Genomic DNA, 11,649 nt, shown 5'->3' with positions numbered 1-11,649 from the left:
GCATCGTTCATCCTTGGCGCTTGAAGCCGGTCACGGCGGGGCGTGGCGGCCAGGGCAGGCGTTCACGCCGCCCCTGATTGTCGAAAATCAGGCCATCGGCGTCGATGTCCTGCAATACGATTCCGGGTGCCAGGCGTTGGCCACGGCCGAGCGTGCGCACCTGCTGACCAAAGCGCAGTACCACCACACTGGCGGACAATGGTTTGGCCTTCAGGCCACCGAGGTACTGCAGTGGCAGACGGGTGACGGCAATCGCAGTGCCGTCGCCTGGCGCCGACCAGTGGCCGACCATCAGCCCTGGCAGTGGTGTTTCGCTGGCGGCAGGCGGGCTGGCCGGTTGCGGCGAGCGCCCCAGTTGCAGCACGCACTGGGCGGCGAGCCAGGCGGCCAGTGTCAGGCAGCCGCCGGTGACCAGCCTGGCGCCCAGACTCACGAGGCCACCTGCCGTGGGTGCCAGCCGGGGTGCCCCTGCACATAGCGCACCTCAGGCAACTGCAGCGGCGCCAGTTCCCACCCCGCCTGCTGGCGCGCCAGCCAGGCTTCGACCCGCTGCCACAGCGGCTCGCCGGCCTGGGACTCGAACTGTAAACCGAAAGTGCGACACAACCCCTGAACCGGGTCCAGTCCGCTGATGCGTTTGCCTTGTGGGCTGTAGCTGATGCGCCATGGCTGGCCCTGCCAACGCGGCAGGTCCTGGCTGTTGTCCAGCAGCAAGGGGTCGCCGAACAGTTGCTCGGCAGCGTTTTCCAGCACTTGCTCGACCTGGCGCGCCGGGGCTTCGACCACGGGGGCCGGATAGCTGCCGGTGAGGCTGATCAGATGCTCGCGGGTGATGGCTTCGCCCATCGCCACCGGGTAGTCATAGCGCAGGCCGGGCAACAACACAGGCATGCTGCTGTCGTCGGCCAAGGCCTGGTGCAGCAGGCGGTCCCAACTGCCAGCGCGGGTATCGCGGCGCCACAGGGCCTGTGGTGCACGCCCCAGCGGCTGGTCAAGCCAGGCCGCATGACTTGCACGCTGCTGATGCAGATGGGTTTGCAGTTGGCCGGCGCGCAGCTGCGCCGCCGGTGAAAGCTGATGTGCGAACGCAGGGAAAAAGCGTGCATCGAACTGCCATTGCCCAGCCACCTGCTGGCAACGCAGGCGAAATGCCCCACTGCCTCGGCAACCGGCAAAGAGCACCGGCACGCGGCGGCCGCTGGCTTGGGTCACCGGCACAGGCTCGGGCCACAGGTCTTGGCCACGGGCACAGAGCAGTACATCGATTTCTGGAACACGTTCGGCCAGCCACAGACCAGGCCCGGTACCTACATCGGCCAGGGCCACCACCAGGTCGGCCTCGCGTCGAGCCTGCTCGAAAACCGGGCTTAGCGACTGGTACCACTGCTTCAACGAGGCTTTCTGGTCCTGGGCGTACGGGTCGGTAACGCCGACCACAGCAATACGCGCTCCGCCACGCTCGAAGATGTGCAGCGGCTTGAGCCCCAAGGCCTGGCCTTGCTCGGCAGCGAGCCCGGCGCCAAGGGTAATGGAGGAAGACTGGCGATAAAGGCCGGCACAACGCTGTGGCCAAAGCACGCGCTCGTCGCTGCTGACCCGCACCTCGCTGCCCAGCAGTTGACTGCCTTGCAGGCCGCTTTCACCTTGGGTCAGGTAGGCCAGGCCACTGCCGTTCCAGCCCTGGCCGTTCTCCAAGGTCAGGCAGTTGCCCGCACCAGCCTCCCCGCGCAACTGCTCGAGCAAGGCGGCCAGCACGCCATAGCCCCCCAGCTGCGCCACGGACGCCTGGCTGGCATTCAGCAGTGGCGCCAGTTGCGGGTGGCCAAGGCTAGCGCTGGCCCCGGTCATCCAGGGCGCACGCCCCAAGTGGCTGACAGGCCCCAAACGGGTGGCCGGTACCACGGCCGGGCCTGGCTGACGGGCATCGAGCGTGTCGGCGACGTACAGCAGGTCGAAGCTGGCGTTGTCACCCTGACTGCCAGGCAATGTGGAACAGGCGCCGAGCAACGGTGCCAAGGCACCGATACCCATCCAGCTGATTACTTCGCGCCTGTGCATGCTTGCCCGCCGTCCTTATCCGAGTTCATGTTGGGCCCCGGATGTTGCGGCGTCTGCATGACAGTTTAATGGCAGAAATTCGACAACAATTCCAAATTGATCTTTCTGCACAATTGCTAAGAACGGGCAGTTTTAAAAACCCGTTAACATTTCTGCCAATCAATCATCATACTTGCGCTCTAAAGTCGCGCTTTCCTCCAACTCAGCCAACATAAGGACACCCTGATGAGTCGAGAAAGCGGCGATAACCTGGACCGCAACCTGAGTGGCAACCTGCCGATGACCAGCGTCATGGACGCCTACCTGAGCCGTCGCAGCGTGATGCGCGGCAGCCTTGGCGCTGCCATTGCCATGATTGCCGGAGCCGGCCTGACGGGCTGCTTCGACAGTGGTGGTTCAGATGACGACGCAAGCTCCGAGCCGCCGGTGACCGATCCGCAACCGCCAAAACTGGCACTGGGCTTCCAGTCCATTCCAGGCTCGCGCACCGATGCCTGCGTTGTCGCCGCCGGCTACAGCGCCTACGTACTTGCGCCCTGGGGCACGCCGCTCAACAGCAATGGCAACCCGTGGAAGTCCGACGGCAGCAATACCTCGACCGACCAGGCCAACGCCATGGGCATGCACCACGACGGCATGCATTTCTTCCCCATCAACGGCAGCTCAGAAGACGGCCTGCTGGCGATCAACTTCGAGTACATCGACACCGCCGCCCTGCACCCGGCCGGCCCCACTACCGACGGCAGCGGCAATCGCCCGGTAGAGGAGGTGCGCAAGGAAATCAACGCCCATGGTGCTGGCGTGGTGCGCCTGCAGAAAGTCAGCGGCCGCTGGCAGGTGGTCGACAACGACCCGCTGAACCGCCGCTTCACCACCGTCTCGCAAATGGACATCGCCGGCCCGCTACGCGGCACCGACCATGTGAAGACCAAGTTCTCGCCAGACGGTACCCAGTGCCGTGGCACCAACAACAACTGCGGGAACGGCTACACGCCGTGGGGCACCTACCTGACCTGTGAAGAGAACTGGCCTGGCATCTTCGTCAACAAGGGCACTCGCCCGGCCGACCAGGCGCGCATTGGTGTGGGTACCTCCAGCGGCCAGTACAAGTGGGAAACCGCAGCCGGCGATGCCACCGAGGTAGACGATGAATTCGCCCGCTTCGACGTCACCATCAAAGGCGCCAGCGCCACCGACGACTTCCGCAACGAAGCCAGCACCTACGGGTTCATCGTCGAAATCGACCCGTACAACAGCGCCACCCAGGCTACCAAGCGCACCGCCCTGGGCCGCTTCCGCCACGAAGGTTGCTGCCCAGGCCTGGCGGTGGCTGGCAAGCCGCTGGTCTGGTACATGGGTGACGACTCCAACAACGAATACTTGTACAAATTCGTGTCCGACGCCGTATGGGACACCGCCGACGCCACCCCCGCCGACCGCCTGGCCACCGGCGCCAAGTACATGGACCAGGGCAAGCTTTATGTGGCCCGCTTCAACGCCGACGGCACTGGCGTCTGGCTGTTGCTCGACGTCACTACCGCCACCACCGGCGGCAGCACCCTGGGTGCGCTGTATGGCGACTTGCCGGGCATCATCCTCAACACCCGTGGCGCTGGCGATGCCGTGGGCGCTACGCCGATGGACCGCCCGGAGTGGACCGCGGTCAACCCGCTCAATGGCGATGTCTACCTGACCCTGACCAACAACAGCGCACGTACCGCAGACAAGGTCGATGCTGCCAACCCGCGTGGCCCGAACCGCCACGGCCATATCATCCGCTGGCACGACAGCGACGACCAGCTGAGCTTCACCTGGGACATCTTCGTGTTCGGCGCCAACGCCGCCGGCACCGCCGACATCAACCGCTCGGGCCTGACCGAACTCAACCAGTTCGCCAGCCCCGACGGCATGAGCTTCGATAGCCGTGGCGTGCTGTGGTTCGAGACCGACAACGGCGAATCCACCGTGACCGACTACACCAACGACCAGTTGCTGGCGGTGATCCCGACCGACCTGGTGGATGCCAGCGGCAAGCAGATCCCGGTCAATGCCCAGAACCAGGTGGACCTGCGCCGCTTCTTCGTCGGCCCGAATGGCTGTGAGGTGACTGGCATTACCTTTACGCCGGATAACAAGACGCTGTTCGTGAACATTCAGCACCCGGGTAACTGGCCGTATACCGACAAGGCTACCGATGCCACCCCGGCTGGGAGCACGGTACGGCCACGGGCGTCGACGGTGGTGATTCAGCGCGATGATGGCGGGGAGATCGGTACCGCCTGACCTCATCGGTAGAGGGGCCGCGTTGCGGCCCAATCGCCGGCAAGCCGGCTCCCACAGGTACGGCAGTGATCTCAAAATCTGCGCGGTCCATGTGGGTGCAACTGTCTTGCTCAGTTTCTAAAAAGCTGCGCGATCCCTGTGGGAGCTGGCTTGCCGGCGATTGGGCTGCAAAGCAGCCCCCATGACTCACCAGGCTATCGGCGCCCTACTCCTGACCCGCACCTGCTGCGCCGGCACCCGCGCGTGCCACTGCACCACCCCTAGCGCCTCCAGCTGAAACTCGCTGCGCATCGACCGCCCTTCCTCCTCGAACGACAGCCGCAGCAGAAAATGCCCGCTGTTGAGCAGCAATCCTTCACTCAGCGCCTCGAAGGTCTGGTCATCCACCGCTCCGAGTGCCTGACGCAATGCCGCTGCATCCACATACCCTGACGCCGGTCGACCACTGACAATGCGACTGAGCAGAGCACGCGGGTAACGCCCCTCATACAGCGCATCGAGCAACGGCAAATGCTCCAGCCCCAAGGCATTGGCATTCAGTCGCCAGCCCGTGGTCTGCGGCAAGGCGCAGAGCATCGGGAAGCGGCCCTGGCGCGAAGCATCGGGTTCGAGCAGCAGGTTCAACTCACTGGGGTCGAGCATGGGTTGGTTCGCGGCCAGGCGTGGCGGTTGCTGGCGCAGGTATTGAGCACTCTCGGCACCTTGCAGGCGCGCATCACTGTCGCTGTCGAGCCAGTCGGCCAGGGCATCGACCAGGCGTTCGGCCGCCATGTCGTCCCCCAGCAAATAGCGTAACTGGCGCTCGGCCCGCTCGCCGTCCGCCCCGAGCAGTGCATTGACGTTGAAACAGGTGTGTTGGTCGGTTACCCGCAATTGCGCCTGCCCGGCGCCAAAATCATAGGTCAACGGCTGCCCGCGCAAGGCCTGCCAGAAAAGCGGGCTCTGGCGCCACGCCGGATCGCGCAGCGCTTGTTCGGCGTAGGCCAACCCCGCCTGTTCCATGGCCCGCACCTGCACACGCTGGTGCAACAGGCGTACCTCATCGACCTGACGACGGCCGTCTTCCACCAGCCAAGCCATGCCCGCCGCGAGCATCGCCAGCACCACCATCACCATCAGCAGTGCCGCGCCCTGCTGTCGCCCGCCGCCCATCTGCACCCGCCTTCCTGACTATTAAAAGCGCCAGTCAACACCCAGGTTGTTGCAGCCAGATGGCAATCACGCTGCAGTCATGTTCACGTCATCTGCACCGGGCAGGATTGCCCTTCCTTTTCATGACCTTACAGGAGTAGCCGTACATGGGCGGTATTGGAATCTGGCAACTGGTGATCGTTTTGCTGATCGTGTTTCTGCTGTTCGGCACCAAGCGCCTCAAGGGCCTGGGCAGCGATGTAGGCGACGCGATACAGGGCTTTCGCAAATCCATGGGCGGCGACGCGGATGCCAACACGCCCCCGCAACCGCAACAGCAGGCACCACTGACAACACAGCAATCACAAGCGGATCGACAAGCCTGATGTTCGAGGTAGGTTTCAGCGAATTGCTGCTGGTCGGTGTCATCGCTCTGCTGGTGCTTGGCCCGGAGCGCCTGCCGGTGGCGGCGCGCACCTTGGGGCGCGGCCTCGGCCAGGCACGCCGGGCCATGAACGCACTGCGCACGCAGATGGAACGCGAAATCGATATGCCGAATCTGGACAGCGCGCCTTTGCAGCGCCTGGAACACGATATTCGCCAAGGCATCAGCCTGAACGCAGCACCAGCCAACGATGCATCCGCCAGGGAGAATGCCTCATGAGCGTTGCCATGGACCCGGCAACGGCTATGCCACTGACCGAACATCTGCGAGAGCTGCGCAAACGTCTGGTGCGCTGCCTGGGGGTGATCGTTCTGGTGTTCGCCGGCCTGTTTCCCTTCGCCCAGACCCTTTACACATTGATTTCCGAACCACTGCGGCGTTTTCTGCCGGAAGGCGCCAGCATGATCGCCACCAGCGTGACTTCGCCGTTCCTGACACCGTTCAAGCTGACGGCCATGTGCGCACTGTTCGTGGCCATGCCGCTGCTGCTGCACCAGGCCTGGGGCTTTCTGGCCCCGGGGCTGTACCGCCGTGAACGGCGCATCGCCCTGCCGCTGCTGGTGTCGAGCATTGTGCTGTTCTACGCCGGCATGGCGTTTGCGTTCTTTCTGGTGTTTCCGATGATGTTCGGCTTCTTCGCCAGCGTGACGCCCGAGGGCGTGGCGATGATGACCGACATCAGCCAGTACCTGGACTTCATCATGGCGTTGTTCCTGGCGTTCGGCCTGGCCTTCGAGATCCCGGTGGCGACGTTCATCGTGGTCTGGGTGGGGCTCACCGACGTGGCCACATTGCGGCGCAGCCGGCCTTACGTGATCGTCGGGTGTTTTGTAGTGGGGATGATTTTGACGCCGCCTGACGTGTTTTCGCAGACGATGCTGGCGGTGCCGATGTGGGTGCTGTTCGAGGTGGGGTTGTTGGCGTGTGCGGGGTTACGGCGTGCTGAGCAAGGGCGGGAAATGGTTGCCGAATGAACCGGCCCTATCGCCGGCAAGCCAGCTCCCACAGGTACGGCAGTGATCTCAAGATCTGCGCGGTACCTGTGGGAGCCGGCTTGCCGGCGATAAAGGCGGCGCGGTCTTAGAACTCGGCCAGACGCCAGACCTCATAGGCCGGCGTCTCGTACGGGTGGCTCTGCTTGAGCGCATCGACGACCTGAGCGATCAGGTCGTCGGACACCACCAGCTCCACCTTCCACTCCTCCACTACCTCGACCTGGCCGGTTTGCCCGATATACGGCTGGCTGCCGTCCAACGGGCGAAACTGGCCCTGGCCAAGGGTCTGCCAGGCGCAGTGGTCGTAGTCGCCAATGCGGCCGCCTCCAGCGGCGAACACGGCGGCCTTGACCACTTCGACATGGCTGGCGGGGACGAAGAAGGCGAGCTTGTACACCCTTAGTTCACCCTCAATTCACCCAAACACGCGCATTGCGGAACATGCGCATCAGTGCGGCGTCTTCCTGCCACTCGTCCGGGCGCCAGGAGTTCTGCACGGCACGGAACACACGCTCCGGGTGCGGCATCATGATGGTCACACGGCCATCGCGGCTGGTGAGGCCGGTAATACCGCGCGGCGAGCCGTTCGGGTTGGCCGGGTAGGCTTCGGTGACCTTGCCATGGTTGTCGACGTAGCGCAGGGCCACGCAACCGGACAGGTCGGCTTCCAGCAGTGCCTCTTCGCTGGCGAACTCGGCATGGCCTTCACCGTGAGCGATGGCGATCGGCATGCGCGAACCGGCCATACCCTGCAGGAAGATCGAGTTGGACTTCTGCACCTCGACCATGGCCACACGGGCCTCGAACTGCTCCGAGCGGTTACGCACGAAGTGCGGCCAGTACTCGGTGCCCGGAATCAGCTCGTGCAGGTTGGACATCATCTGGCAACCGTTGCACACACCCAGGGCGAAGCTGTCGGTACGCTCGAAGAAGGCCTGGAAGGCATCGCGGGCACGGGCGTTGAACAACGCCGACTTGGCCCAGCCTTCACCGGCACCCAGCACGTCACCGTAGGAGAAACCACCGCAAGCCACGAGGCCCTTGAAGGCTTCGAAGTCGACACGGCCAGCGAGGATGTCGCTCATGTGCACGTCGATGGCGGCGAAGCCTGCGCGGTCGAAGGCGGCTGCCATCTCGACCTGGCCGTTGACGCCCTGCTCACGCAGGATCGCCACTTGCGGGCGAATGCCTTTCTTGATGTACGGCGCAGCGATGTCGTCGTTGACGTCATAGCCCAGCTTGACCGACAGGCCTGGGTTGTCTTCTTCCAGCAGCAGGTCGAATTCCTGATCGGCACCGTCGGCGTTGTCGCGCAGGCGCTGGATCTGGTAGCTGGTTTCAGCCCATTGACGCTGCAGCATGCGACGGTCGTCGTCGAACAGCACTTCGCCATTGAGGCTGATGGACACTTCACCGTTGTTGACCGGCTTGCCGATCACCGACACACAGCCTTCGCCCAAACCTGCAGCGCTGAACTGTGCCAGCACGTCCGGGGTGGCGTCCTGACGCACCTGGATCACCGCACCCAGCTCTTCGTTGAAGAGGATAGCCGGCACGTCGGCCTTGCTGTCGGTCAGCGGGTCGAGTTGCAGGTCGAGGCCACAGTGGCCGGCGAAGGCCATTTCCAGCACGGTGGTCAGCAGGCCGCCGTCGGAACGGTCGTGGTAAGCCAGCAAATGACCGTCGGCGTTCAGGCCCTGGATCACGGCGAAGAAGGCCTTGAGGTCTTCAGCGTCATCCACGTCCGGCGCCTGGGCAGCGATCTTGCCGTAGGTCTGGGCCAGGATCGAGGCGCCCATGCGGTTCTTGCCACGGCCCAGGTCGATCAGGATCAGGTCGGTCTCGCCCTTGTCCATGCGCAGCTGCGGGGTCAGGGTCTGGCGTATGTCGGTGACCGGGGCGAAGCCGGTGATGATCAGCGACATCGGCGAGGTGACGCTCTTCTCGACGCCCTCTTCGCTCCACTTGGTCTTCATCGACATCGAGTCTTTGCCGACCGGAATGGTGATGCCCAGCTCAGGGCACAGCTCCATGCCGACCGCCTTGACGGTGTCGTACAGGCGGGCGTCTTCACCCGGGTGGCCGGCGGCGGACATCCAGTTGGCCGACAGTTTGATGTCGGACAGCTTGTCGATGCGCGAGGCGGCCAGGTTGGTGATGGTCTCGCCGATCGCCATACGCCCGGACGCCGGGGCATCCAGCACGGCCAGCGGAGTACGCTCGCCCATGGCCATGGCTTCGCCGGTGTAGACGTCGAAGCTGGTGGCGGTGACGGCACAGTCAGCCACCGGAACCTGCCACGGGCCGACCATCTGGTCGCGGGCAACCAGGCCGGTGATGGTGCGGTCGCCGATGGTGATCAGGAAGCTCTTGCTGGCCACGGCCGGGTGGTTCAGCACGCGTTGGACAGCTTGGTCCAGGTCCAGCTCGCTTGGGTCGAAGTCATCGCCCAGCTCGGCTTCGCGAGTAACCGAACGGTGCATGCGTGGCGGCTTGCCCAGCAGCACGTCGAGCGGCATGTCCACCGGCGTGTTGCCGAAGTGGCTGTCGCTGACGGTCAGGTGCGGCTCTTCAGTCGCTTCGCCGACCACGGCAAACGGGCAGCGCTCGCGTTCGCAGATGGCCTGGAAACGCTCGAAGTCTTCGGCGCTGACGGCCAGCACGTAACGTTCCTGCGACTCGTTGCTCCAGATTTCGTGCGGGGCCATGCCCGGCTCGTCGTTGGGCACGTTGCGCAGTTCGAAGCGGCCACCACGGCCACCGTCGTTGACCAGCTCAGGGAAGGCGTTGGAGATACCACCGGCACCGACGTCGTGGATGAAGGCGATCGGGTTCTTGTCGCCCAGCTGCCAGCAACGGTCGATGACTTCCTGACAACGGCGCTCCATTTCCGGGTTTTCGCGCTGTACCGAGGCGAAGTCCAGGTCGGCGGAGCTGGCACCGGTGGCGACCGACGAAGCGGCGCCGCCGCCCAGGCCGATCAGCATGGCCGGGCCGCCGAGCACGATCAGCTTGGCGCCGACGGTGATCTCGCCCTTCTGCACGTGGTCTTCGCGGATGTTGCCCATACCGCCAGCGAGCATGATCGGCTTGTGGTAGCCGCGCACTTCTTCACCGTGCGGGGTGTTGATGGCTTGCTCGAAGGTACGGAAGTAGCCGGTCAGGGCCGGGCGGCCGAATTCGTTGTTGAACGCGGCGCCACCCAGAGGGCCTTCGATCATGATATCGAGGGCGTCGACGATACGCTCAGGCTTGCCGTAGGCCTTCTCCCAAGGCTGCTCGAAGCCCGGAATACGCAGGTTGGACACGGTGAAGCCGGTCAGGCCAGCCTTGGGCTTGGCACCGCGACCGGTGGCACCTTCGTCACGGATTTCGCCGCCGGAGCCGGTGGAGGCACCGGAGAACGGGGCGATGGCGGTCGGGTGGTTGTGGGTCTCGACCTTCATCAGGATGTGCACCGGCTCCTGCACCGCGCCGTACTGGCGGGTTTCAGGGTTCGGGAAGAAGCGACCGGCCACATTACCGACGATCACCGAGGCGTTGTCCTTGTAAGCGGACAGCACGCCTTCGCTGTGCATCTGGTAGGTGTTCTTGATCATGCCGAACAGGCTCTTTTCCTGAGCCTGGCCGTCGATGTCCCAACTGGCGTTGAAGATCTTGTGGCGGCAGTGCTCGGAGTTGGCCTGGGCGAACATCATCAGTTCGATGTCGTTCGGGTTGCGCGCAAGGTTCTGGAAGGCGTTGACCAGGTAGTCGATCTCGTCTTCGGCCAGGGCCAGGCCCAGGTCGATGTTGGCCTGGGCCAGAGCCGCGCGGCCACCGGCGAGAATGTCGACCGAGGTCATCGGCTTGGGCTGGGCGTGGCTGAACAGGTCAGCGGCTTGCTCCAGCTGGCCCAGTACGCGCTGGGTCATGCGGTCGTGCAGTTCGGCGGCGACGAGTTGGGCATCGGCATCGCTCAGGTTGCCCGCGACGTAGTAGGCGATGCCGCGCTCCAGGCGCTGGATCGACTGCAGGCCGCAGTTGTGGGCGATGTCGCTGGCCTTGCTGGCCCAGGGCGAGATGGTGCCCAGGCGCGGCACGACCAGGAACAGGCGGCCGCTGGGCTCCTGTACCGGAACGCTCGGGCCGTACTTGAGCAGACGGCCCAGCACCTGCTGCTGGTCGGCGGTCAGCTCGCCGTCGACGTCGGCGAAATGGGCGAATTCGGCATACAAACCAGTAACAGCGGGGACTTTCTGGCTCAGTTGCTCGAGTAATTTACCGTGGCGAAAGGCAGAAAGGGCAGGAGCGCCGCGCAGGATCAACATCGTCGGGACAGCCTCAGGAAGGGGTGTGCTTAGAGGCCGTGCATTCTAGCCTAATTCGACAGCTTTCGGCACCCGCTCTACGCCACGGCTGCCGGGCGGTGGAACCGGACTTGCGGGTCAGAAATTTGAGGTGATCCGTTTGAGAGGTGCAGTGCCTGCGAGATCGAGCGCCGCCCGCGCGGCGCATCGCGAGCAAGGCTCGCTCCTACGTTTGTTTCGGGCCAGTTATGCCTGCGCGATTTGCGCGCGACCGCTTTGGTGCACTACGCGATGTTGAGTCGTACAAGCAAGGCGGTCGCGCGCCTCTGTCACAGGCCACATTAGCCGTAAACAAACGTAGGAGCGAGCCTTGCTCGCGATGCGCCGCGCGGGCGGCGCTCGATCTCACAAACGCCACACCTGCATCGGCAAGCACCAACAGCATAGA

The 11,649-nt window shown here is 64.3% G+C and carries 9 protein-coding genes; 4 read left to right on the top strand and 5 right to left on the bottom strand.

Annotated elements, in window-relative coordinates; genetic code table 11:
* Positions 1-7 precede the first annotated feature (7 nt).
* Positions 8-433 carry a pilus assembly protein PilZ gene (locus PspTeo4_RS28660; RefSeq protein WP_322366969.1) on the bottom strand — a complete coding sequence of 142 codons (426 nt, stop codon included), beginning with the start codon at positions 431-433 and terminating at the stop codon, positions 8-10.
* Complete coding sequence (locus tag PspTeo4_RS28655) at positions 430-2,058, bottom strand: lipoprotein UxpA (RefSeq protein ID WP_322366968.1); 1,629 nt, start codon at positions 2,056-2,058, stop codon at positions 430-432. The genes PspTeo4_RS28660 and PspTeo4_RS28655 overlap by 4 nt, the downstream gene beginning before the upstream one ends.
* 225 nt (positions 2,059-2,283) lie before the next feature.
* Here PspTeo4_RS28655 and PspTeo4_RS28650 point away from each other — a divergent pair, with 225 nt between their 5' ends.
* Positions 2,284-4,341, top strand: coding sequence for a PhoX family phosphatase (locus tag PspTeo4_RS28650; protein ID WP_322366967.1), 2,058 nt, complete (start codon positions 2,284-2,286; stop codon positions 4,339-4,341).
* A gap of 186 nt (positions 4,342-4,527) precedes the next feature.
* Here the strand turns inward: PspTeo4_RS28650 and gspK are convergent, their stop codons facing one another.
* A complete protein-coding gene (gspK, locus tag PspTeo4_RS28645; RefSeq protein ID WP_322366966.1) occupies positions 4,528-5,493 on the bottom strand; it encodes a type II secretion system minor pseudopilin GspK in 966 nt (321 codons plus the stop codon).
* A 146-nt stretch (positions 5,494-5,639) separates the two neighbouring features.
* Here gspK and tatA point away from each other — a divergent pair, with 146 nt between their 5' ends.
* From tatA to tatC, 3 genes are read left to right on the top strand one after another with little or no spacing between them, the layout of a single operon-like run.
* On the top strand, positions 5,640-5,858 hold the full coding sequence (gene tatA, locus PspTeo4_RS30090; RefSeq protein WP_416196998.1) for a twin-arginine translocase TatA/TatE family subunit: 219 nt from the start codon (positions 5,640-5,642) through the stop codon (positions 5,856-5,858).
* Positions 5,858-6,136, top strand: coding sequence for a Sec-independent protein translocase protein TatB (gene tatB / locus PspTeo4_RS28635; protein WP_322366965.1), 279 nt, complete (start codon positions 5,858-5,860; stop codon positions 6,134-6,136). The genes tatA and tatB overlap by 1 nt, the downstream gene beginning before the upstream one ends.
* Complete coding sequence (gene tatC / locus PspTeo4_RS28630) at positions 6,133-6,891, top strand: twin-arginine translocase subunit TatC (protein ID WP_322366964.1); 759 nt, start codon at positions 6,133-6,135, stop codon at positions 6,889-6,891. The genes tatB and tatC overlap by 4 nt, the downstream gene beginning before the upstream one ends.
* Positions 6,892-6,997: 106 nt before the next feature.
* On the opposite strand, the gene PspTeo4_RS28625 is transcribed toward tatC, so the two are convergent.
* On the bottom strand, positions 6,998-7,309 hold the full coding sequence (locus PspTeo4_RS28625; RefSeq protein WP_322366963.1) for an NGG1p interacting factor NIF3: 312 nt from the start codon (positions 7,307-7,309) through the stop codon (positions 6,998-7,000).
* A 13-nt stretch (positions 7,310-7,322) separates the two neighbouring features.
* Positions 7,323-11,222 (bottom strand): phosphoribosylformylglycinamidine synthase, encoded by a 3,900-nt coding sequence (gene purL, locus PspTeo4_RS28620; RefSeq protein ID WP_322366962.1) that lies wholly within the window; start codon positions 11,220-11,222, stop codon positions 7,323-7,325.
* Positions 11,223-11,649: the final 427 nt, after the last annotated feature.

Origin of the sequence: Pseudomonas sp. Teo4 (genome assembly GCF_034387475.1) — a bacterium.
Lineage (GTDB): Bacteria > Pseudomonadota > Gammaproteobacteria > Pseudomonadales > Pseudomonadaceae > Aquipseudomonas.
This window is presented reverse-complemented; position numbering and strand designations above follow the sequence as displayed.